The sequence below is a fragment of the Planctellipticum variicoloris genome (assembly GCF_030622045.1).
GTDB classification, from domain to species: Bacteria; Planctomycetota; Planctomycetia; order Planctomycetales; family Planctomycetaceae; genus Planctellipticum; species Planctellipticum variicoloris.
The window spans coordinates 5,994,199-6,017,620 of record NZ_CP130886.1 but is presented as its reverse complement, the minus strand read 5'-3'; the positions used below and the strand labels follow the sequence as shown (position 1 = coordinate 6,017,620).

Below are 23,422 nucleotides of genomic sequence, written 5' to 3'. Positions count from 1 at the left end.
TTGCGCGGAATTCACAATGCGGGCTTCGGGTCTCGGGCTTCGGGCTTCGCAGAGAAAAACGCAATGCCCGTCATTGCACCTCTCGACGCTCAACCCTCAACGAGTCTGGGTGGCACGTCCCTGAGTCCTCGAAGGGCGTGTCTTCCAATTCCTCAACGCTGAACGCTCAACCCTCGACGACTTCGCAGACCACGCCCTTCGCAAAGCCTCAGAGCGTGCCACCCGGGCTAGGTACTGTTCTGCGAAGCCCGAAGCCCGAAGCCCGAAGCCCGATAACCGATGCCCGGTTCAACTGACGCGAACGGAGACTCGCTCTGGTACAATCTCTGTTCAACCCCACTTTGCGCGGATTTCCTGTGAACGAATTGAACTCCTCCAGCGACGACCTGGACCGCTACAGCCGGCAGATGCGGTTTGCTCCGATCGGCAAAGCGGGTCAGCAGCGGCTGCGCTCGGCGCGCGTGCTCCTCTGCGGTTGCGGCGCGCTCGGGTCAACGATCGCCGACTCCCTCGTCCGGGCCGGCGTGGGCTTCCTGCGGATCGTCGATCGCGACTTCGTCGACCTGTCGAACCTGCAGCGGCAAGTGCTGTTTGACGAAAGCGACGTCGCCGAGCGACTGCCCAAAGTGATCGCGGCGACGCAGAAGCTGCAGCGGATCAATTCGCAGGTGTCAGTCGAGCCGGTGATCGCCGACATTCAGCCGGCGAACATCCTCGAACTGAGCCGGGACGTTGATCTGATCCTGGATGGCTCCGACAACTTCGAGCTGCGGTTCCTGATCAACGATGCGGCGCTGGAGACCAGTCTGCCGTGGGTCTATGGCGGGGTGGTGGGAAGTCACGGCCAGACGATGGCGATCCGTCCCGGCCACACGGCGTGTCTGCGGTGCCTGATGGAAACGATGCCGGAGCCGGGTTCGACGGAGACGTGCGACACCGCGGGCGTGCTGGCGCCGGCGATTCACGTGGTGGCGTCATTGCAGGTCGTGGCGGCGCTCAAGCTGTTGACCGGGCAGGGTGAAACGATTCCGCAGCAGCTCACGATCGTCGATGTGTGGGGCGCGACGTGGCGGACTGTGTCGCTGGAAGGGCTGAGGGAAAGCGGCGAGTGTCCCGCGTGCGGTCAGGGCCGGCGTGACTGGCTGCACGGCAAGTCGGGGACGCAATCGACGGTGCTGTGTGGTCGGAACTCGGTGCAGATTTCCCCGGCAGAAGCGTTCCGGCTTTCGCTGGAGGAACTGGCGGCGAAGCTGAGTCCGCTGGGCGCGGTGAAGCAGAATGCGTTTCTGTTGCGGTTCACACCGACCGGCAGCGACTGCGAACTGACAATCTTCCGCGACGGGCGGGCCATCATCCAGGGGACGGATGATGCGACGGTGGCGCGAGGGCTGTATGTGAGGTATGTGGGGGGGTAGGAGAATGTCGAATGACGAAGGCGGAATGTCGAAATGAGAAGAGTGACCGTGGAGTAATCGCCGCCCGTCAGGTTGCGATCTTCAGGCCGATGATGCCGGCCAGGATCAGTCCCAGGCAGAACAACCGGGCCGCGGTCGCCGGTTCGCCGAACAGGACCATGCCCAGCGTGGCGGCTCCGACAGCGCCGATTCCGGTCCAGATGACGTAGCCCGTGCCGATGGGGATCGTACGCACGGCGAGGCCGAGCAGGAGCATGCTGAGCGCCATCGCGACCACGGTCGCCACGCTGGGCCAGAGCCGGGTGAAGCCGTGGGAAGACTTGAGCCCGATGGCCCAGCCGACTTCGAGCAGCCCGGCGAGGATCAGATACCACCATGCCATGACGCGACCTTTCTGGCGTCGGCAGGGTCGTCCCTACCCGAGTCGAATTGCTGACGCACGGTCGTCCGTACGCGATACGCGAGCATTATGGGCTGCTCGGAGCGCCAATTCGAATCGGGCGACACAAAGCCGAAGTGCGTCCTTCCGCCGTTGAGAATCCAACGGCGGCCTCTTGCGTCTGCGCCGGCCGGTGGAACCGGCCCTATGCTGGGGCGCCGTTCTTCAGGATGTCGCCGACGACCTTGGCCGGACGCTTCGCGGTCAGGACCTGTTCCTGGCCGTTGTGACGGTAGACGAGCTGCTGGTGGTCGAGGCCGAACAGGTGCAGCAGCGTCGCCTGGTAGTCGTTCGGCGTGACGACATTCACCGCGGCGCGATGGCCGACTTCGTCGGTTTCGCCGTAGGTCATGCCCCCTTTCACACCGCCGCCGGCCATCCAGATGCTGAAGCCCTGGCCGTTGTGATCGCGACCGCAGCCGGCCCCTTCGCCTTCGGTGACCGGCAGGCGACCGATTTCGCCGCCCCAGTGGACGAGGGTCGAATCGAGCATGCCGCGCTGCTTGAGGTCTTTGACCAGTGCGGCGGCGGGCTTGTCGGTCCGGGCGGTAATTCCCTTGAGACCGTCGCGAAGGTTGCTGTGATTGTCCCAGGGCTGGCCGCCGAGGAAGAGCTGGACGAAGCGGACGCCCCGTTCGACGAGCCGGCGGGCGATCAGGCAGCGCGTGCCGTACTCGCGGGTCGCGTCCTGGTCGAGACCATACATCTTTTGAGTGGCTTCGGTCTCCTGGCTGATATCGAGAGCCTCGGTGGCGGAGGTCTGCATCCGGGCGGCGAGCTCGTAGCTGGCGATCCGGGCTTCGAGGTCGGCTTCGCCCGGATGGCGTTCGAGGTGGCGCCGGTTGATCGCGGCGAGGAAGTCGAGGTTCTGCGCCTGCAGGTCCCCTTTAAGACGGGGGGGCGGGTTGAGGTTCAGGATTCGCGGCTCCGAAGGACGCAGAACCGTTCCCTGGAAGAGCGGCGGGAGAAAACCGTTGGTCCAGTTGTGGGTGCCGTCGACCGGGTGTCCGCCCGGATCGACGAGGACCATGTACGCCGGGAGGTCGCGCGTTTCGGAACCGAGAGCATAGGTCAGCCAGGCGCCGAGCGTCGGGCGGCCGAGGACGGCGGGGATGCCGCTGTGGAAGTAGCGGATGGAGACTTCGTGGCCGTTATGGCCGGTGTGCATCGAGCGAATCAGACAGATGTCGTCGACGATCTCGCCCAGGTGAGGGAGCAGCTCGGACAGCTCGGTGCCGCATTCGCCATGTTTCTGGAACTTGAACGGGCTGCCGAGGAGTTTCTTGCTGGCGCGATTGACGAAGCTGTAGGCCACCTCGCCGGTATAGTCCTGGCCGTCGTGCTTCGTCAGTTCGGGTTTCGGGTCGGTGAGGTCCATGTGGGCGGGGCCGCCGTGCATGAACAGGGAGATCATCGCCTGGGCCTGCGGGGCGTAGTGCGGGGAGCGCGGGAGCAGATCGCGGTGGACTTCTTTTTCGGTAACGATGGGGGGCTTGGCGAGGAGGTTTTCCTGCTGGAGCAGCCAAGCCAGTGCGACGGAGCCGACTCCCATGGCGTTATGAGCCAGGAACTGACGACGCGAGGGGAGCGATTGATCGAACATGAGAGAACCTCGTCGGCGGGGCCGGGCAGGCAGTGGCATCGGCAGGCAATGTGGGCAGGCGGACAGGGGGCGACGTATCAAGCGGCTCCCATGAGAGATATCTTCGGGCAAACGGGCGGTGGTTGTCCAGTGGAGAAGTAGGGAATAGCGAGTAGGGAATAGCGAATAGCCAGACGAAGAGGGCTTATCGCTGATCGCCAAACAGGAGAATCGATTCTGGACGCTTCGACGTTTTCACGGTTTCGGAAGGCGTTGCTCAAGTGGCACGCACAGCATGGACGCGAGCTGCCGTGGCGGAATCAGCGGGATGCCTATCTCGTCTGGATCAGCGAGATCATGCTGCAGCAGACGACCGTCGTGGCGGTGAAACCGTACTTCGACCGGTTTCTGCAGCGGTTTCCGTCGGTCCGGGAGCTGGCGGCGGCTGACGAGAGCGACGTGCTGCGGTTGTGGGAGGGGCTGGGCTATTACAGCCGGGCGCGGAACCTGCATCGGGCCGCTCAGGTCGTCGTCGAGCAATTCGGCGGAGAGTTTCCGTCGGAACCTGCGGTCCTGGAATCGCTGCCGGGGGTCGGGAGGTACACCGCCGGGGCGATTGCATCGTTCGCCTACAACCGGCGGGCGCCCATCGTCGAAGCGAACACGCTGCGGTTGTACTGCCGGCTGCTCGGCTACGACGGCGATCCGCGGTCGACGGCCGGGCAGCGGGTGCTGTGGGAATTCGCCGAAAAGATCCTGCCGGCGACCGGGGCGGGGGAGTTCAACCAGGCGCTGACCGACTTGGGGGCGACCGTCTGCACGCCGTCGCAGCCCGACTGCGACCACTGTCCCGCGAAGACGTGTTGCGTCGCCGCGGCGGAAGGCCGCCAGCACGAACTTCCGCGACCGGCGAAGCGGCCGGAGATCACGTCGGTCACCGAGGCGTATGTGGCGGTCTGCCACGAGGGAAAATATCTGCTGCGGCAGCGGACCGCCGAGGAGCGCTGGGCGGGGCTGTGGGATTTCCTGCGCTATCCGCTGGAGGATCATGCGGCGACGTTCGCGTTGCAGGGTCTCGTGCGCGATCAGACCGGGCTGCAGATTGAACTGGGACCGCAGGTGGCGGAATTCCAGCACAGCGTGACGCGATACCGGATTACGCTGAAATGCCACGTCGCCCGGCGGACCGGCGGACGGCTGACGGTCCGGGAAACGCCCGCGGAATGGGTGGCCGCCGAGCGGTTCGGGGAGTATCCGTTGTCGGTGACGGGGCGGAAGCTGGCGGGAGTTCTCGGGGCCGTTGGGAGTTGAGAGACGAGAGTTGAGTGTCGGAGGAAGACGGCCGCGCGGCCCGACGGACAACTGACCAAGGACAACTGACAAATTCCTCGCTTCGCGATCCTGATCCACGACCATCCGTTCTTGCACTGGGATCTGCTCCTGGAGGCGGGGGAGGTGCTGCGCGCGTGGCGGCTGCTGGCGGAACCGGCAGCGGACGTGGCGATTGCTGCGGAGGCGCTGCCGGATCATCGGCCGGTGTATCTGGACTACGAGGGGCCGGTCTCCGGGAACCGCGGGACAGTCGCCCGGTGGGATGCGGGGGAGTTCTGCGGTGACGTCCATGGATCGCAAGTGTCGCTTCAAATCCAGGGTGAGCGTCTGCGGGGGACGGTGACGCTTGTTGAGGTTCACGGACCGGCCGGCTGGCGGTTCCGATACGAGTCGGCGGAATCGTCTCGATCGAGCAGCGGTCCTGCTTTCGGCGATTCGCGATAAGCGATCCGCGATACGCCATCTTCGGCCGGCACAGCCACCCCTATCGCCCGGCATGCCATTTGCCAATCTCTTGAGCGATGGTACTCCGCCAGACAGCGAATTCTTCCCAACTTCACGTCCGCTGCGGTGTTTACGACCAGGCTGGCTGACGGATTCCGCGACGAGACCACAGACGTGACGCAAAACACGGCACCGCATGCCCAGATAACGGGCGTGGCGGGTTTTGCGACGGGCGAGGACCAGGCACCATGGATTCGCATGAACCGGCACCTCCAGCAGCGTCGAACGCCGTCGGCCGGCTGGGGAGCGAATACGCCCTGTCCGCCGCCTACGACGAGATGTTCGACCGCGACCTGCAGCCCCGGCCGCATTACCGGACGCTGGCCCGCCTGCTGCAGTCGCTGACCCCCGACGAGTTCCGTCGTCGCAAAACGATGACCGATCTGTCGATGCGGCGGGACGGGGTGGGCTTCACTGTCTACCGGGCCGAGGAAGGGATCGAGCGGGTCTGGCCGATGGATCCGGTGCCGCGGATCATCCCCGCCCACGAATGGCAGCAGATCGAAATCGGGCTGACGCAGCGGATCACGGCGCTGAACCTGTTCCTGGACGACATCTATCACGACCAGAAGATTCTCAAGGATCGCATCCTCGACCCGCAGCTCATCTACGGCGGGGCCTACTTCCGCCGGGAGTTCGTGGGGGCCAAGGTTCCCAAGCGGATCTATATTCACGTCTGCGGGACCGATCTGATCCGTGATGCGGACGGGAATTATCTCGTCCTGGAAGACAACGGGCGGACGCCGTCGGGCGTGAGCTACATGCTGCAGAACCGGCAGGTCCTCAAGCGGGTCTTTCCGCTCGTCTTTCAACAGTACAACGTCCGTTCGACGGACGACTACCCGGCAGCGCTGCTGGACGTGCTGAAGTACATCGCGTCGGGCTTCTCCGCCGACCCGACCGCGGTCCTGCTCAGTCCCGGTATGTTCAACTCCGCCTACTTCGAGCACAGCTTTCTGGCCCAGCGGATGGGGATCGAGCTGGTCGAGGGACGGGATCTGGTCGTGGATCAGAACCGCGTTTTCATGCGGACGACCCGCGGCCTGCAGAAAGTCGACACGATCTATCGCCGGATCGATGACGACTTCCTCGACCCGCTGACCTTCCGTTCCGACAGCATGCTGGGGGTCCCCGGTCTGGTGAACGCCTACCGGGCGGGCAACGTGGCCCTGGCGAACAGCATCGGGACCGGGATCGCCGACGACAAGGGGATCTATCCCTTCGTGCCGGACATGATTCGGTACTACCTCAAGCAGGATCCGATCCTGCCGAACGTCGAGACATTCCGGCCCGAGATCCCGGCTCAGCTCGATCACGTGCTGGCGAACATCGACAAGCTCGTCGTCAAAAAGGTCAACGAATCGGGGGGCTACGGCATGCTCGTCGGCCCGGCGAGTACGAAAGAGCAGCAGGACACCTTCCGCGACCTGCTGCGGGCCTGTCCGCGGGACTACATCGCCCAGCCGACGATCCAGCTCTCGACGCATCCAACGTTTGTCGACGGCCGGCTGGAAGGCCGGCACGTCGACCTGCGGCCGTTCGTGCTGACTGGCGAAAAGACTGTCATCGTGCCGGGCTCGCTGACCCGCGTGGCGCTCCCGAAAGGAAGCCTGGTCGTCAACAGCTCGCAGGGAGGCGGAAGCAAGGATACGTGGGTGCTGGCGACGGATGAGTAGAGAGAAGAAGTGGCTGGTGATGAGTGATTCGTGGCGAGTGAAGAGAAGACGAAACAAAGGAAGAAGAGGGCCTGGCGCGCCCGGCTCTACGGCAGTTTGAACTCGTTCCCAGGCTCTGCCTGGGAATGCAGTCTGCGGACGCTCTGCGTCCTCCGAGGCATGCTTCGACTGGGTCGCAGACGAGGCAGTGCCTCGGAAGAGGACGTTCCCAGGCAGAGCCTGGGAACGAGGGATCTCGGACAAGGAATTAACCATGCTCAGCCGTGTTGCTGATGCGATGTACTGGATGAGCCGGTATCTGGAACGGGCCGAGCATGTCGCCCGGCTGCTGGATGTCAGCTTCCATACTGAGCTGGATCTGCACGGCGTGCTGAGTGGGCCGCTGAAGCTGCAATGGAACGCGCTGCTGGCGATCCTGCAGGTCGATGTGATCCCGGAACCGGAAGAATCGCTGCAGCAGGCGATCAGCCGGCGGCTGACGTTCGAGATGGAGATTCCGACCAGCATCATGATGTGCGTCAACCGCTCGCGCAACAACGCGCGAAGCGTCCGCGGATCGATCGCCTCGGAAATGTGGCGGGAGCTCAACAAGCTCTACTGGCAGTTGTCGGACCCGGATTTCCGACAGCAGGTTCTGACGTCGCCGCACGATCTCTATCAGACCGTGCAGGTGGGGAGTCAGCTCTTTCAGGGAATCTGCGACGCGACGATGTCGCACGACGAGAGCTGGCAGTTCATCCAGCTCGGGAAGTATCTCGAACGGGCGGACAAGACGCTGCGGATTCTCGACGTGAAGTCGCAACTGCTGTCGCGGCTGACCAGTCCGACCGAGCTGCCGCTGGCGAACCTGCAGTGGGGTTCGGTGCTGATGAGCTGCTCGGCGTACGAATCGTACCGACGGCTGTATATCAGCCGGGTCGAGCACGAACGGGTGATCGAATTCCTGCTGATGAACCCGGAACTGCCCCACTCGGTCCGCTTCTGCCTGGAGCGGGCGGCGGACGCCTTGGTCGAAATCAGCGGCAAGCCGCTCGAACGGAACGACAGTCCGGCAGCCCGGCGGCTGGGACGGATCATCAGCGGACTGCGCTACCGCGACATCGACGACCTGATCGAATCGGGCCTGCACGACGTCCTGGCGACGGCCATGGCGGGGGTCAGCCAGCTCAGCAGTTCGATTCAGCAGCAGTACTCGTTGCACTGACGGACTAAGTTCCAAACACCAAACACCAAACACCAAACACCAAATAACAGAGAGCCAATCCCCATGATTCTAGAGATCCAGCACGAGACAACCCTGGAATATTCCGCTCCCGTGCGTGAGTGGCTCGCCGAGCTGCGGATGGAGCCGGTGACGGATGGCGAGCAGAGCTGCCATCTGTTTCATATCGCGGTCAGCCAGCCGACGTCGGTCCATCGGTACTCCGACGGCTTCGGCAACCACGTGCATCACTTCAACCTGCTGCAGCCGCATCGCCAGGTGCGATTGCTGGCGGCGAGCATCGTGGAGACCGATCCGCGACGGCGGGACCTGATGACGAGCCAGTCGACCTTCCCGCTGCAGTTCGACAACGTCGATCTGTCGATCTACGATCTGCTGCAGCTTCGCGGCCCGGTCAGTCCGACCCCGCTCCTGAAGCCGCTGCTGCAGGACCTGCACCCCCGCGACAATGGGCGGATCGGCATGTGGCTCTGCCAGACCGGGGAATACATCCGCAGCCGCTTCGAGTATGCCCGGTACTTCACCGACGCCAACTCGCCGATCGACGACATTCTGAAACATGGCAAAGGGGTCTGCCAGGACTTCGCGCACCTGATGATCGCCGTCTGCCGGTCGTTCGGCGTGCCGGCCCGATACGTGAGCGGCTACATTCATCGGCCGAACAAGGAGTCGCAGAGCCACGCCTGGTGCGAGGTCTGGATCCCGGACATGGGCTGGGTCGGCTTCGATCCGACCAACGGCTGTCCGACGAGCGAGCGGTTCATCAAGGTGGCGATCGGCCGGGACTTTACCGACGTACCGCCGAACAAGGGGACCTACCGTGGCGAAGGGAACGAGCTGATCAACGTGCGGGTGGCGACGCGGGAGCTGGATCGGATGCCGTCGCTGGCCTGGCAGGAGCAGTTGCCGCCGCTCGACGTGCCGATTACGGCGATCGCGCGTCAGCGGCGGGAAGACTTTGCGGGCGAGCAAATTCTGCAGCAACAGCAGCAGCAACAGCAGCAGCAACAGCAGGCGTGAGGGTTGTCGGTCGCCAGTGGTCCGTGGGCAGTGGGTGGCCCGATGGCGCGTGGTGAAACAAAGTCTTGACATTCTCCTGTTCTGACCCGATGATCAGGATGCGGTGTTGCAGCGCTTACGGGGGCGTAAATGGGGCTCTTCGTTGCGTGAACGTACGCGAGAGTTTCTACAGTGGCAATCGTCGAACAGGTTGACCGTCTTCGAGCCGCGTGGCTGGACCGATTAGATCATCTCGTCCGGACCGTCGAGTCGTGGGCGATCGACCTCGGGTGGTCCACTCGTCGAATCGAGGTCCAACTCCGCGACTCCGAACTGGGGGCATATGCTGCGCCAGCGCTGCTGCTGCAGCGCCAGACCGTTCGGATCCTTGTAGAGCCAATTGCCCGTTCGGCGCCGGGGGCGGAAGGCGTGGTCGATCTCTCCCTGATGCCGGCGTACGACGACGTCGCAACGCTCTATTTCTATGACGACGGATGGCAGTTGCACCATCCCGTCTACTCGGGCGGCGCGGTCGCAGGGATTCCCGATGTCATTCCGGAAACCCTCACGCGAGAGTCGTTGAGCTCGGTCCTCGATCAGATGACGCAGCATGTCGTCCAGCAGGTTTGATTGGCTGCGGCGAGTAAAGTCGGTCGAGCGCGAACACCTGGCACGCGATTCGCTGTCGACCATCTGCTGGAAGAGGTTCACGTCGATTCTGGCGCTATACCCGCCGGGTTGCGTGTCCGGGAATTGTACGGCGCATCGGACAACCTCGAAGCGACCTACGTGATCCGGATGTTTGCCGAATTTGAATCCGGTCTACGCTCTGTCTGGACGTCGGCACGCCGGAAGGAGTCACCCACGCGAACGCGCGACCTGGTCGACGGCATTGGCGCGTTCTGCCGGATCCCGGACGATTGCATCGCTCAGGCCCACGCAGTTCGAGAATATCGCAATTCCCTCGTCCACGGCGGTGAGAGTCCGCCGACTGTGTTGATAATCTCGCAGGCCCGTCGTCACCTCTGCCTGTTCATGAGTTTTCTGCCGTTGCGGTGGTGAACCTCCGCAAAAAAACACAGCCCCGGATTCCTTGCGAAATCCGGGGCTGCGATTCGGTTCCTCGTTCAGGATCGGAGATCCTTCACGAGTCAGTGGCTGCCAGTCGGCAACCCGTCGACTGCCACTAGCAGAGGCCACTCTCCTGGCGTTTACACTCGTAATCCAAAAGACCACCTCCTCTCGTAAAGAACCCCCTGCTTCGGCCGGGAGCCAGGCCCGGTCACTTCGCAGGCTTGCGAACCGTCGCGTAACGTCTACGCGAACCGCTCTACAAGGATCTTTTCCGATTTCTCCAGTTTCGACAACCCCAATTTATTCCGTCGATGTGAAAAATCTCCGAACTCGGATTGGGAGAACTCCCTGACTGCTGATCGCAAGGCGCCGGCGAACTGTGGAACCGAACGTGGAATTCCCCGCGCTCCGGGAACACAATCGGCTTCAGATCTCGCCATCAGTTCTGGCCGGGAGCGACGGCGCCCAACCGGCGAAGTTCGCGCAATCGGTTACGAATCTGGCGCGCTCGTTCCGTCGAGTGCGGCAGATCGGCGGTTTGCGCGGCCGACAGCGCCAGTTCCGCGCAGCGCTCGGCGGTCTGCAGCCAATCCCGTGCTTCGCAAAGTGCACACAGATTGATCAGATCGCAGATCTCCCCAACGACGTCCCCCGCGTCGCGATGCAGGCGCAGGGCGGCGAGGACGAGACGCAGCCCCGCGCGCGGCTCGCGTCGAAGCCCCCGCGTCAGTCCCAACGTCCCCAGCAGTTCCGCCGCCAGTTCCGGCTGTTCGGCAGGTTCCACCAGCTCGAATGCGGTTTCCAGGAGACGCTCGGCAAGCTCAAGCCGGTCCGCCTGCAGGGCGTCATTCGCGTGCGCCAGCAGTTCTTCGGGGCCGACGTCCGGCTGGGCCATCAGCGCCCGCTGCTGAAAGCGGGCAGCCAGCTCTCGCTGGCCGAGAGCCCGGTAAACCGCGGCAAAATTGTGATGCAGCCGTGCCGTCAGCAGGGCGTCGTCGGACTTGGCAACAGCATCCTGTCCGGCGGTGAGCTGGCGGAGGGCTTCCCCGTAGCGTTCGCGGGCTCCGAGGAGCTCGGCAAACTCAACGTGCGCGAGGCCCGTTCCTTCGGCGACAATCGCATCCCGGTAAAGCTGCTCCGCGGCGACCCAATCCCGGACGCGCAACGAATCCCGGGCGCGCTGCAGGATCGATTGGGAAGGACGGTCGGCAGCCGCGGTCATAGGTCGATCTCGTGAAGTCGGAGCACGATGGATCGAGCACGTCCCAGCCGTCCTCAATCGGGGGGAGCAGCGGGGCAAGGCGACCTGAGAGATCTCGATTGTCGCTGACGGACGGGATCGCTGTCAATTGCGGGGGCTGCGATGAGTTTACCGATCGGCGAGCAAGCGTCCGTTGCCTGGCAGTTTCCGTCCGTGGCGGACTCGGGCGGGGTCTGCCAGATTGGCAGCGCCCCGAGGAATCCAGGCCGGCCGGACCGTCGGGATGGCAGTTTCGATTCGCCTTCACGATCACGCATCGCACTCCTCCACAACAGGTTACGTCATGTCGTCCTGTGGCATGCGATTCGCATCTGACGCGGGACGACACACGATCGCGTCACTGTGCGCGAGGTCTATACCAGGCATCGTGGTTAACTGCTGGAGGAAATCTGAATGGCGAAGAAGTCGTCCAAGAGTGCTGATGAGATCAAGCTGGTCCCGCTGGGCGACCGCGTTGTCCTGAAACGGGCTGAAGCGGAGAAGAAGACCGCCGGCGGCATCGTGCTGCCCGATTCGGCGACCGACAAGCCGCAGCGCGGCGAAGTCATCGCCGTCGGCGAAGGTCACGTCAAGAATAACGGGCTGCGTGTGGGCCTGACCGTCCAGGCGGGCGACGAAGTGATCTTCAGCTCGTACGCCGGCGACGAATTCAAGGTCGGCGAACAGACCTATCTGCTGATGCGCGAGAGCGACATTCTCGCGGTGGTCGGCTAGTTCCGCTTTCCGCCCCGTGGCAGCCTGCAGGCCGCTCGCGGATGACTGCCGGGGCCTTCCGCTTCCCTCCATTGAACATCGCACTGCATTACCGGAGTTTTCTCGATGTCTAAGATTCTCGCGTTTGATCAGGAAGCCCAGGAAGCGATGCGTCGCGGCGTGCAGAAGCTCGCCAAGGCCGTTCGCGTGACCCTCGGCCCCCGCGGCCGGAACGTCATTATCGAAAAGAGCTTCGGCTCGCCGACGGTCACGAAGGACGGCGTCACCGTCGCTCGCGAGATCGAGCTGCCGGACAAGTTCGAGGACATGGGCGCCCGGATGGTCCGCGAAGTCGCCAGCAAGACCAGCGACGTCGCCGGCGACGGCACCACCACCGCCACCGTGCTCGCCGAAGCGATTTACTGCGAAGGCCTTAAGGCCGTCGTGGCGGGCGTCAGCCCGATCGACATGAAGCGCGGCATGGATAAGGCCGTCGAGATGATCACGGAAAAGATCCGTGGCATGGCGGTCAAGTGCGATAAGAAGCAGGCCATCGCCCAGGTCGGCACTGTCGCTTCGAACGGCGACACCGAAATCGGCCAGATCCTCGCCGACGCGATGGAGAAGGTCGGCAAGGACGGCGTGATCACCGTCGAAGAGGGCAAGTCCCTGACGACGACGTTCGATATCGTCGAAGGGATGCAGTTCGACCGCGGGTATCTGTCGCCGTACTTCGTCACCGATCCGCAGTCGATGGAATGCGTCCTCGAAGACGCGTACATCCTGATCCACGAAAAGAAGATCAGCAACATCAAGGATCTGGTTCCGGTCCTCGAGAAGGTCGTCAACTCGGGCAAGCCGCTGCTGATCGTCGCCGAAGAAGTCGAAGGGGAAGCCCTGGCGACCCTGGTGATCAACAAGCTCCGCGGCACGTTCAAGATCGCCGCCGTGAAGGCCCCGGGCTACGGCGACCGCCGCAAGGCGATGCTGCAGGACCTGGCGATCATGGTTGGGGGCCAGGCGATCTTCGAAGACCTGGGGATCCAGCTCGAGAACGTGCAGTTGTCCGATCTGGGCCGCGCCAAGCGGATCGTGATCGACAAGGACAACACCACGATCATCGAAGGCCTCGGCAAGCCGGCCGACATCAAGGCCCGCACCGAGCAGATCCGTCGGGAAGTGGCGAACAGCACCAGCGACTACGACCGCGAGAAGCTCGAAGAGCGGATCGCCAAGCTGTCGGGGGGCGTGGCCCAGGTCAACGTGGGCGCCGCGACTGAAAGCGAAATGAAGGAAAAGAAGGCCCGCGTCGAAGACGCCCTGCACGCCACCCGTGCGGCCGTCGAAGAGGGGATTCTCCCGGGCGGCGGCGTGGCCCTGCTGCGGGCTTCGCTCGACCTGAAGCCGGAAGGTCTCAACACTGACGAGACGACCGGTTTCAACATCATCGTCCGGTCCTGCCGGGCTCCGCTGACCCAGATCTCGAACAATGCCGGCGTCGACGGCGCCGTCATCTGCGAGAAGGTTTCGGAACTGAAGGGGAACATGGGCTACAACGCCGCCAACGGCGAGTATGTGGACATGGTCAAGTCGGGCATCATCGACCCGGTCAAGGTGACCCGCAGCGCGCTGCAGAACGCGGCCAGCGTCTCGACGCTGCTGCTGACCAGCGACGCGCTGATTGCCGAGAAGCCGAAAGGCGACGAAGGCAAAAAGGGCGGCCACGATAACGACCTGTACTAAGGCCCGTCGCTCCGCGACCGGCGGGGCCTGATGGCAGCTTTCAGACGCCCGGCTTTCTTTGGAAAGCCGGGCGTTTTTGTTTGCCGCGGGTGTTGCGGAGCTGGTTCGGAATCTACCTCGCCACTTCCGACAGCGGCGCATCGCTCCAGCTCAACGCCTGCAATGTCGCGGCCAGCGTGAGAATCGCGTCGCAGGCCGGGTAGTCTTCGTCGAACCAGCAGCGCTGGTCGCTGCCGGCTCCCAGGACGGCATGTTCTGCGGAGACCGCTCGGGCCAGTTCGGCTGAGTCATGTCCGGTGACGACCAGCGTTCCTGAAAGAGCACCGACGGTCACCCCGAGGTGTGACGCCAGATCGCTCGTGACGACGACCGTCCCGCCGGGATGGTCGCGCAGCAGCCGTCGACAGAGCATGTCGACGACCTGGCGCTGGGCTAACGGCGTGCCGGTCTCATCGAGAATCGTGCAGCGCTCGCCGTCGTCGTCGATCACCAGTCCGAGATCGAGCCCCTCCCGCGCAATGCATTCCGCGACGCGGAGAATGTCCCCATCGGCGGGGTCGTCGAGCTGTCGTCTGCGGACGGGGAGCGGGACTGGCACGAGTTGGCAGGGAAGTTCGGCGAAGAGTTGTTCGAGCCAGCGCGTTCCGAGTCCGCCCGGCTGACCGCAGGCCAGACGCAGCGGGCGCAGCGCGTGGAAGTGCTTCCGCAAGCCAGCCCGGTACGGAATCATCGCCCGGAACGAACGGACCGCGCCCGCCTGCCGGGTCGGACGCATCACAGACTCCCGCGACCGCTGCTCCAGTGCTACCAGCTCCGTCGCCCGATTCCACGGAATCCCGGAACGGCCGGCCAGATCGAAACCGGTCCAGGCCGGATCGCAGCCGGCGCCGGTGATATAGATCCCGGCCGCCCCTTCCAGATGATGGACGGCAAACCGCCAGCATGGCTTTGTGGTGAGGCCGATATCGATCACCTGGCAGCCCATTCGCCGAAGTCCAAGGACCGCGCCGGCGAAGAGGTCGGGCGACGATGAGCGTTCGTCGTAACCGACGACGACGCTCGGCCCGGCGTGCCGGCGGAGGGGGCTGGCGGAGTCCGTGTCCGCGGGCGGCGTCGGTGATTCTCGACCCGGTCGGGGGATGTCATCCCAGAGCCGGAGCGCCAGGGCGGCGGCCCAGTCGGCGGTCCGGGGGCGATCCAGTTCGTTGAGATAGACCGCGCGGACGCCTTCGCCCTTGATCCACGTCGGCCGGGGGGCGCGCTGCCGAGTCTCGGCGAACCGGCCGATCAGTTCCTGCGGCAACTGACCGGTCTCGTTCCGGCACGGGCATTCCCGGCAGGCGGGGTAGAAGGCGGCGAGCCGGGCCAGATGCACCGAGCGCGAGATCGGGTGGGTTTCGCCCGGGCAGAGGTATTCGGCGGGCTCGCGGTCCGGGGAAGGCATTCGTCACGTCCCATGCCGGCTGCCGCCAGAAGCCGCCTGCAAACAGCGTCGGGTGGCCGGGGCTGGAGCGCCTTCGCGAAGCCCGGGTGTTCGCATCTCATGCGGCAGACCGGGGCTTCCCTTCGGTCCAGCCCCGGCCACCCCTGTGAATGACTGGTGGAGAAACCGCTTCGACTTGTACGCGGGAAGGGGCTGGCGGTCAATGTGATCCGGTTCGGCGGGACCGCGGCGGGCCGCTGGTGGCAATTCCCCGGCGGCGACGTCAGAATGTCACGCATCAACGATCGGCCTTGCGTCGTCGACTTGTCCATCACGTCTTCACTTCGACGGAGTTCCCCTGCATGCAACCCTCGTCCGGCATCGCCACGGATGCTCCACCACTGCGGATGGATCTGCGGATTAATCTGTCGATCATGATGTTTCTCCAGTTCGCAGTCTGGGGAGCGTGGTTCGTGGTGCTGGGGAACTACCTGGGGCACCTCAAGTTCAGCAACACGCACATCGGCACGATGTACAGCCTGATGCCCCTGGGGGCCATCTTTTCGACGCTCTTCGTCGGCCAGATCGCCGACCGGTACTTCTCGTCGGAACGGCTGATGGCGATCCTGCATCTGGCCGGGGCCGGGCTGCTGTATGCCATGGCCCAGGTGCAGAATCCCGACCACTACATGATGCTGATCGGTCTGACCTTCGTCTATTCGCTGCTCTACAACCCGACGCTGGCGCTGTCGAACTCGATCGCATTTTCGCACATTCCCAGCGGCGAACGGGACTTCCCCGGCATTCGCGTGCTGGGCACGATCGGCTGGATCGCGGTCGGTCTGATCGTCGGGCAGGTGCTGTCGACGCCCGGCAGGCCGGCTTATCACACGAATCTGCCGCTGCTGCTGGCGGCGGGACTGTCGGCGGTCCTGGGGCTCTTCAGCTTCGCGCTGCCGCATACGCCTCCCACCGGTAAGGCAGGCGACGCGATCCCGTTCATCCGGGCGCTGGGGCTGCTGAAGGATCCCTCGTTCGCCGTCTTCTTCGGCGTGTCGTTCATCATCACGATCGTGCTGGCGTTCTATTACAGCTTCACCGGGAAGTTCCTGGAGACGGGTGCGGGAGTCAAGGACGTCGCCTCGACCATGAGCATCGGCCAGTTCGCCGAGATGCTCCTGCTGCCGTTCCTCCCCTGGTTCCTCAAGCGATTCGGCATGAAGTCGGTCCTGGCGCTCGGCATGCTCTGCTGGGGCGTCCGCTACGCCATGTTCGCCGTCGGCAGTCCGTTCGCGCTTGTCATTATCGGCGTCGCGCTGCACGGCATCTGCTTCGACTTCTTCTTCGCCGCCGGCTTCATTCATGTGGACAACACCGCCCCGAAGGAAATCCGGGCGAGCGGACAGGCGCTGTTCAGCTTCCTGACCTACGGCGTCGGCATGTACCTCGGCAGCGTGCTGTCGGGTTATGTGGCGGAGGCCTATACCAATCCGGAAACCGGCGTGACCGACTGGCGGGGCTTCTGGATGGTACCGGCGGCCGGCGTGATCGCGTCGCTGCTGATCTTCCTCGCGGCTTTTCGAATGAAGCCCGCAGTTGCCGCCGCCGATCTCTCCGCCGACCTGGCGGCCGAGCCGGCCGGACTGCAATAAGAGCGAGTTTGCTCGATGCCCCAGCGCCCGGACGAATCGTCCGGGCGTTTTTCTTGGTGGTTCAGAGCACAATTCGGTGGCGGGAGCCTGCCCTATCGCGCTTACGGATCACGCCGCTGCGCGCCAGCTCGGCGCCGTCTGCTCGGAGTCCGGCAGGGGCGCAAAGTCCCAGCCGGCGTCGCGCAGCCGCGGCAGGTAGTCGTCCAGCAGTGCCGGCGTGACCGCGCCCGAAGCGGCATTGTCGTGCAGCAGCACGATGCTGCCGGGACGGAGCCAGCGATCGAGCGACTGACGGACGTCCCGCTGCAAAACGCCCGGACAATAGTCGGGCGGGGCCACGTCCCACATGACCATCCGCTGCCGCTGCCGACGGCACCAGGCGATCAGCGGGAGCGTGAAGTGTCCATAGGGGGGCCGCATCCAGTGGGGCGGATGCCCGAGAATGCCGGCCAGGGCATCGGCCCCGCGATCGAAATCGGTCAACAGATTGGACGTTCGGACGCGCCAGCCATCGAGATGGGTGTCGGAGTGATTGCCGATGACATGACCGGCATCGGCGACCCGGCGAACGAGATCCGGATGACGCTGGACGTTCCGACCGAGCATGAAGAACGCGGCCGGAACTCGGTGACGGGCCAGCGTCGACAGGATGCGTTCGGTGACGCCCGGTTCCGGACCGTCGTCGAAGGTGAGGGCGATCCGCGGTCGCACGGAGTCGCCGGGTAGCGTCCAGACGGCGCTGTCGAACATCCAGGAGACGCAGCGCGGAACAACCGTCCCGGACCACTCGCGGAGCATGCTGGCTTCCCTGCCACGGAACCCGGTTGGCGCGGCGATTCACACGCGGGACCGAGTCCTGCGAACACTCTCTGCAAGGTCTCGACGATGCAGCGCCAAACCTTGAGGGAGTTGGCGGCCGAGGGATCGCGAATCGTGTCCCAATTGGGCAGGTCCCGGCAGAGTTCGCCGCGGCCATCCAGTCTGCCGACGGTCCGTGGCGAGGTCTGCCGGGGGCGGTTATTATCCTTGACGAACTTTGATTGACACATGTCTGGCTGTCCGATCGCCTGCAGGCGAAGCGGACCTGCGGGAGTGGAACCGATGCTGCGACCGGCTCTGGGCGTCTGGCTGGCCTGTGGAATTCTGCTGTTTCCCGCAATGGCGTCCGCGGCCCATCCGCAGGTTCCCGGTTTCGAGCGGTTCTACTCGGAGGCAGACGCCGATGCCGCCGAAGGGGGCCGGCTGCTCCTGGCCGAGCTCAACTGCCTGGCCTGCCACAAAGGCGAACTGGCGACGGCCGGCGTGAAGTCAAAGCAGGCCCCGATTCTCGATGACGTGGGGGGGCGGGTTCGACCGGAGTGGATCCAGGCGTTTCTGACCAGTCCCCACGACGTCAAGCCCGGCACGACCATGCCGGACGTGCTGGCGGCGCTCCCCGCATCAGAACGGCTCGCGGCCGCCGAGGCGCTGACCCACTTCCTCGCCAGCACCGGCAGCGTGTCGGACACGTTCCCCGATGCGGGCGCGGCCAAGAAAGGCGAGAAGCTGTTTCAGCAGGTCGGCTGCCTGGCCTGCCATGCCCCGCGCGACAATAAAGCGGCTGCATTGATGACATCGGTAGCCTTGCCGGATCTGGCGAAGAAGTACACGTCGGCCAGTCTGCAGGCGTTTCTGAAAGATCCGCTGAAGAGCCGGCCGTCGGGTCGCATGCCGGCCTTCCAGCTCAAAGACGAGGACTTTCGCGCGATCGCGCACTCGTTCGTCCGTGATGTGAATGTCGCCCCGAATCTGAAGTTCGCGGTCTACGACGGGGGCTGGGACGACCTGCCGGACTTCAGCGAGCTGAAGCCGAAGTCCGAAGGAGAGTGCTCGGGCTTTGATCTGACGGTCGCCGGAAAGACGAACAACTTTGCGGTCCGCTTCGAAGGCTGGCTCAACATCCCGAAGACCGGGAGATTTCAGTTCTTCCTCGGATCGGACGACGGAAGTCGACTGCTGATCGATGACATCGAAGTCATCAAGAACGGCGGGGTTCACCCGCACCAGGTGAAGGAAGGCCGGATGCCGCTCGACGCCGGATGGCACAAGCTGGTCGTCGAATACTTCCAGGGGGGCGGCGAATGGACGCTGGACCTGGAAATCGCCGGCGGCGGCATCAACCGCCAGCCGGTCGCCGGCCTCGTCTCGCTGACGAAAGAAACGACCGACGCCAAACCAGGCTTCGTGCGAAACGCGGAACTGGCGGAGAAGGGGAAGGCCCTCTTCAGCTCGCTCGGTTGTGCGGCGTGCCACCAGCTCAAAGACGGCGACCGCAAACTGGAGTCGCAGATCGCGGCCAAACCACTGGCGGAACTGAAGGGAACGACAGGTTGTCTGGCGGAGTCACCGGCCGGGCAGTCGCCGCGGTTCGGGCTGTCAACGGTGCAGCGATCAGCATTGGTCGCGGCCCTGAAGCAGCCGCAGGGGGACGACGCTCCGGCCGCGGTAGTCCATCGGTCGCTGGTCGCCTTCAACTGCTATGCCTGCCACAAGCGGGGCGAGATCGGCGGCGTCGAGCCCGGGCGTGACGCATTCTTTGAAACGACGATGAAGGAGATGGGCGACGAAGGCCGGATTCCGCCGGCGCTGACCGGTGTCGGAGACAAGCTGCAGGCGGACTGGCTGAAGGAGCTGTTCCAGAAGGGGGCCGACGACCGACAGGTCTACATGAAAGCTCGGATGCCGAAATTCGGCATGGGGAATGTCGGGCACCTGGTCGAGGCATTTGCCTCAGCCGATCTGCAACCGGACACGGCTCCGAAGGTCGAGTTCGCCGAGCCCGACTACCGTGTGAAATCGCACGGCCGGCAGCTCGTCGGCGGGACGGCGCTGTCGTGCATCAAGTGCCACGACTTCGGCCAGTACCCGGCGCAGGGGATTCGCGCGGTTTCATTGACGACGATGACGAAACGGCTGCGGGCGGACTGGTTCGATCGTTACATGCGGAATCCGCAGGTCTTTCGTTCCGGGACCCGCATGCCGGCCCCGTGGCCGTTCGGTCAGAGCACCATCAAGAACGTGCTTGGCGGCAAAGTCGACCAGCAGATTCGCGCAGTCTGGCTGTACCTGGGCGACGGGGACAAGGGGGCGGTGCCGGCGGGGCTGGTCCGCGAGCCGATCGAGCTGCTGCCGCAAGGCTCGCCGATCGTCTATCGCAACTTCATCGAAGGGGCGGGTTCGCGGGCGATCGGCGTGGGGTATCCGGAAAAGGCCAGCCTGGCGTGGGACGCCAACGACATGCGGCTGGCGCTGATCTGGCACGGGGCGTTTATCGACGCCTCGCGGCACTGGAACGGCCGAGGCGCCGGTTATGAAGGTCCGCTGGGGGATCACGTGATTCCGCTGCCGCAGGGACAGCCGCTGGCCCGGCTGTCGTCCGCCAATGAGTCGTGGCCTGCCGGCAAAGCACGCGACGCGGGCTTTCGCTTCCGCGGTTATCAGTTCGATGACAAAGGCCGGCCGGCGTTCCGTTACGAATGGCAGGGGCTGACCGTCGAGGATGCCATCGCACCGCTGATGCGCGAGGGCGATCCTTACGCGGCCTTTCGCCGGACGCTGACCGTGAAGGGGACCGGCGAACCGGTGCAGTTCCGGGCGCTGTCGGCGGACAAGATCGAGCCGCAGGGGGATGGGAAGTATCTGGTGGATGGCTTCTGGACGCTGGTGGTTCACGGGTCGTCGGAAGCCCCGTCGATCCGAGATTCTGCGGGGAAGAAGGAACTGCTCGTTCCGCTGACGTTGAAGGATGGCGGAGCGCAGATCGTGCTGGAGTACCTCTGGTAGGTACTCTTTGAACTCCTCGCGAATTGCGGCAGGCGGGAGCCTGCCCTACGAGAGACGACTTGATGCAGCGGTTACTGTGGCAGAGTGGGCTGGTCCTCCTTGCGATCCTCGCGTCGCCGGGGCTTGCTCACGCCCAGACGGACGCACGGAATCCGTTCTTTGCCTACCTGACCGATCCGGTACAGCGCGCGACGCTGATCTGCTATACGCCTTCCGAGCTCGATCCGCGCAATCCGGCCAATCAACGGGCGCTCAAAAGCAGCTCGATCAAGGCCGATCTGGCGGCGCTCCGGCCGGCTTTCGACGGTCTCGTCCTGTATGGCTACCACGAAGCCTGCACGCCGCGGATTCTGGATCTGGCGGTCGAGCTGAAGTACCGGGCTGTCCTGCTGGCGCTGTGGGACCCACGGTCGGCGGACGAAGTCGACGGCGTGCTGAGCCTGGTCCGGCAATTCGACGGCAAGCTTGCGATGGGCGTGCTGGTCGGCAACGAGGGGCTGACGTCCCAGCGTTACGAGACCGAAGATCTGACGATCGCACGGCATCGTCTGCAAGCCGGGTTGCCGGCGGACGGACAGATCCCGTGGACGACGAGCGAGCCGCTGGTCGGCTACGAGCGGCCCTTCGTAATGGAGTTCGGCGACTTTCTGGCGCCGAACATTCATCCGGTATTCGACCGGACCGATTTTCCGCCCGACAAGGCGGCCGAGTGGGTGCATGCGGAGGCGTTGCGGCTGGCGAAGGCGACCGGCAAACCGGTCCTGGTGAAGGAGACCGGGTTTCCCCATGCCGGGAAGCCGATGTATTCGCCGGATTCGCAGCGGGCTTTCTGGGCCGCTTATACGAAGGCAGGGACCATTGGCGGAGCGGGGAACGCCTGGACGCATCACGGCGTGGCCTTTGAGGCGTTCGATCTGCCTTGGAAGTCGGAAGAGTCGAAGCTGGAGATTGAGAAGTCCTGGGGACTGTTTTCGCAGCGGCGGGAGGCTTTTCCCGCAGTCGAAGTGTGGAAGGCTGTGAAGGGCCGGTAGAGCGAACTCGCTCGTCAGCGTGGTTGCCAGCGAAACGCGGCAGGCGGGAGCCTGCCCTACGAGAGATTGCCCATGATTCGTCATCTGATGTTGAGCGTCGTGCTGCTGGGAAGCGTGGCTCCGGTCCGGGCCGCCGATCCGGTCGAAAACGACTACTACAAGCTGACCGCGCTGCCGACTCCCGAGGGGACGGTCCTTGAAATCGGCGCGATCAAGCCGCTGCCCAACGGGCAGGTGGCCGTCTCCACCCGGCGGGGGGAGATCTGGCTGGTCGACAACGTCTATGCCGAGAACCCGGCTGAGGTGAAGTGGACCCGCTTCGCGCACGGACTGCACGAGGTGCTGGGACTCGCCTGGCGCGACGGCTGGTTATATGCCACGCAGCGGGGCGACGTCAGCCGGCTCAAGGACAGCAACGGCGACGGCCAGGCTGATCTGTTCGAGATCGTCAACGACGAGTGGGACATCAACGGCGATTACCACGAGTACGCGTTCGGATCGAAGTTCGATCGCGACGGGAACATCTGGGTCACGTTGTGTCTGACGGGGTCGTTCACCAGCGAGAACAAGTATCGCGGCTGGGCGCTGCGGATCACGCCGGACGGCAAGTGCATCCCGACCTGCAGCGGGCTCCGTTCGCCGGGCGGGATGGGAATGAACGCGGTCGGGGACATGTTCTACACCGACAACCAGGGGCCGTGGAACGGGACGTGTTCCCTCAAGTTTCTGCGTCCCGGCTCGTTCCAGGGGAATCCGTCCGGCAACAAGTGGTACGACCTGCCCGAGGCGAAAGCGGCGATGGGGGAGAAGCCGAAGGAACCCGATTCGGGGAGCCGGTTCATGACCGAGGCGGCGAAGATCCCCGAGTACGAGCCGCCGGTGATTCTGTTCCCGTACAAGAAGATGGGGCAGTCGGCGAGCGGGATCGCCTGCGACACGACCGGCGGCAAGTTCGGCGTATTCCAGAACCAGATGTTCGTCGGCGATCAGACCAACAGCACGGTCATGCGGTGCTTCCTGGAAAAGGTCGACGGGCACTATCAGGGGGCCTGCATCCCGTTCCGCGAAGGCTTCGGCTCCGGGACGCTTCCGCTGGAGTTTTCGCCCGAGGGGGCGATGTTCGTCGGAGGGACCAACCGGGGCTGGGGCTCGCGGGGGAGCAAGCCGTTCGCCTTCGAACGGCTCAACTGGACCGGGAAGACGCCGTTCGAAATCCACGAGATGCGCGCCAAACCCGACGGCTTCGAACTGACGTTTACCGAGCCGGTCGATCCGGCAGCAGCGGGAGACGTCTCATCGTACAAGATGATCACGTACGCCTATATCTACCAGGCGTCGTACGGCAGCCCGGAGGTCGATTTCACCGACCCGAAAATCACCGCGGCCAAAGTGGCTGCTGATGGCCTGAGCGTTCGCTTGACCATCGACGGTATGCAGGCGGGGCATATTCACGAACTGACGCTGGGGGGCGTGAAGTCCGCCGGCGGGCTGCCGCTGCTGCACAAAGAAGCGTACTACACGCTGAACCGAATCCCGAAGGAGTAGTGCGTCCCG

18 protein-coding genes are annotated in these 23,422 nt (G+C 64.3%); 13 read left to right on the top strand and 5 right to left on the bottom strand.

The genetic code is table 11. The features are described 5' to 3' along the window. Window positions 1-356: 356 nt before the first annotated feature. The gene (locus SH412_RS23410; protein WP_336520451.1) at window positions 357-1,415 is read left to right on the top strand and encodes a ThiF family adenylyltransferase; all 1,059 of its coding nucleotides are present in this window, start codon (window positions 357-359) and stop codon (window positions 1,413-1,415) included. A gap of 67 nt (window positions 1,416-1,482) precedes the next feature. Here SH412_RS23410 and sugE read toward each other — a convergent pair whose 3' ends face one another. Further along, the gene (sugE, locus tag SH412_RS23405) at window positions 1,483-1,797 is read right to left on the bottom strand and encodes a quaternary ammonium compound efflux SMR transporter SugE (RefSeq protein WP_336520450.1); all 315 of its coding nucleotides are present in this window, start codon (window positions 1,795-1,797) and stop codon (window positions 1,483-1,485) included. A gap of 202 nt (window positions 1,798-1,999) precedes the next feature. Then, window positions 2,000-3,457, bottom strand: a complete 1,458-nt coding sequence (locus SH412_RS23400) for a DUF1501 domain-containing protein (RefSeq protein WP_336520449.1) — start codon at window positions 3,455-3,457, stop codon at window positions 2,000-2,002. 252 nt (window positions 3,458-3,709) lie between these two features. Here SH412_RS23400 and mutY point away from each other — a divergent pair, with 252 nt between their 5' ends. The 6 genes from mutY (at window position 3,710) to SH412_RS23370 (ending at window position 9,799) form a co-directional block, all read left to right on the top strand. Further along, window positions 3,710-4,747 (top strand): A/G-specific adenine glycosylase, encoded by a 1,038-nt coding sequence (mutY, locus tag SH412_RS23395; RefSeq protein ID WP_336520448.1) that lies wholly within the window; start codon window positions 3,710-3,712, stop codon window positions 4,745-4,747. Between the two features lie 72 nt (window positions 4,748-4,819). Beyond that, window positions 4,820-5,212, top strand: coding sequence for a DNA polymerase ligase N-terminal domain-containing protein (locus SH412_RS23390; protein ID WP_336524176.1), 393 nt, complete (start codon window positions 4,820-4,822; stop codon window positions 5,210-5,212). Between the two features lie 248 nt (window positions 5,213-5,460). Next, a complete protein-coding gene (locus SH412_RS23385; protein ID WP_336520447.1) occupies window positions 5,461-6,948 on the top strand; it encodes a circularly permuted type 2 ATP-grasp protein in 1,488 nt (495 codons plus the stop codon). 253 nt (window positions 6,949-7,201) lie between these two features. Next, on the top strand, window positions 7,202-8,152 hold the full coding sequence (locus SH412_RS23380; protein WP_336520446.1) for an alpha-E domain-containing protein: 951 nt from the start codon (window positions 7,202-7,204) through the stop codon (window positions 8,150-8,152). A 63-nt stretch (window positions 8,153-8,215) separates the two neighbouring features. Next, the gene (locus SH412_RS23375; RefSeq protein ID WP_336520445.1) at window positions 8,216-9,190 is read left to right on the top strand and encodes a transglutaminase family protein; all 975 of its coding nucleotides are present in this window, start codon (window positions 8,216-8,218) and stop codon (window positions 9,188-9,190) included. A gap of 171 nt (window positions 9,191-9,361) precedes the next feature. After that, a complete protein-coding gene (locus SH412_RS23370) occupies window positions 9,362-9,799 on the top strand; it encodes a hypothetical protein (RefSeq protein WP_336520444.1) in 438 nt (145 codons plus the stop codon). Between the two features lie 883 nt (window positions 9,800-10,682). Here the strand turns inward: SH412_RS23370 and SH412_RS23365 are convergent. Further along, window positions 10,683-11,465 (bottom strand): hypothetical protein, encoded by a 783-nt coding sequence (locus tag SH412_RS23365; protein WP_336520443.1) that lies wholly within the window; start codon window positions 11,463-11,465, stop codon window positions 10,683-10,685. 432 nt (window positions 11,466-11,897) lie between these two features. On the opposite strand from SH412_RS23365, the gene groES reads away from it, so the two are divergent. Both groES and groL read left to right on the top strand, forming a co-directional pair. Continuing rightward, window positions 11,898-12,218 carry a co-chaperone GroES gene (gene groES / locus SH412_RS23360; protein WP_336520442.1) on the top strand — a complete coding sequence of 107 codons (321 nt, stop codon included), beginning with the start codon at window positions 11,898-11,900 and terminating at the stop codon, window positions 12,216-12,218. A 105-nt stretch (window positions 12,219-12,323) separates the two neighbouring features. Continuing rightward, window positions 12,324-13,940, top strand: coding sequence for a chaperonin GroEL (gene groL / locus SH412_RS23355; RefSeq protein ID WP_336520441.1), 1,617 nt, complete (start codon window positions 12,324-12,326; stop codon window positions 13,938-13,940). Between the two features lie 112 nt (window positions 13,941-14,052). Here the strand turns inward: groL and SH412_RS23350 are convergent, their stop codons facing one another. After that, window positions 14,053-15,384 (bottom strand): phosphohexomutase domain-containing protein, encoded by a 1,332-nt coding sequence (locus SH412_RS23350; protein WP_336520440.1) that lies wholly within the window; start codon window positions 15,382-15,384, stop codon window positions 14,053-14,055. A 341-nt stretch (window positions 15,385-15,725) separates the two neighbouring features. On the opposite strand from SH412_RS23350, the gene SH412_RS23345 reads away from it, so the two are divergent. After that, the gene (locus tag SH412_RS23345) at window positions 15,726-17,015 is read left to right on the top strand and encodes an MFS transporter (RefSeq protein WP_336520439.1); all 1,290 of its coding nucleotides are present in this window, start codon (window positions 15,726-15,728) and stop codon (window positions 17,013-17,015) included. Between the two features lie 108 nt (window positions 17,016-17,123). Here SH412_RS23345 and SH412_RS23340 read toward each other — a convergent pair whose 3' ends face one another. Then, a complete protein-coding gene (locus SH412_RS23340; RefSeq protein WP_336520438.1) occupies window positions 17,124-17,813 on the bottom strand; it encodes a polysaccharide deacetylase family protein in 690 nt (229 codons plus the stop codon). A gap of 303 nt (window positions 17,814-18,116) precedes the next feature. On the opposite strand from SH412_RS23340, the gene SH412_RS23335 reads away from it, so the two are divergent. The 3 genes from SH412_RS23335 (at window position 18,117) to SH412_RS23325 (ending at window position 23,413) form a co-directional block, all read left to right on the top strand. After that, window positions 18,117-20,837, top strand: coding sequence for a c-type cytochrome (locus SH412_RS23335; RefSeq protein ID WP_336520437.1), 2,721 nt, complete (start codon window positions 18,117-18,119; stop codon window positions 20,835-20,837). A gap of 62 nt (window positions 20,838-20,899) precedes the next feature. Then, window positions 20,900-21,868, top strand: coding sequence for a glycoside hydrolase family 17 protein (locus SH412_RS23330; protein WP_336520436.1), 969 nt, complete (start codon window positions 20,900-20,902; stop codon window positions 21,866-21,868). Between the two features lie 72 nt (window positions 21,869-21,940). Next, window positions 21,941-23,413: a PQQ-dependent sugar dehydrogenase gene (locus SH412_RS23325; protein WP_336520435.1), complete on the top strand. Its 1,473-nt coding sequence runs from the start codon at window positions 21,941-21,943 to the stop codon at window positions 23,411-23,413. Window positions 23,414-23,422: the final 9 nt, after the last annotated feature.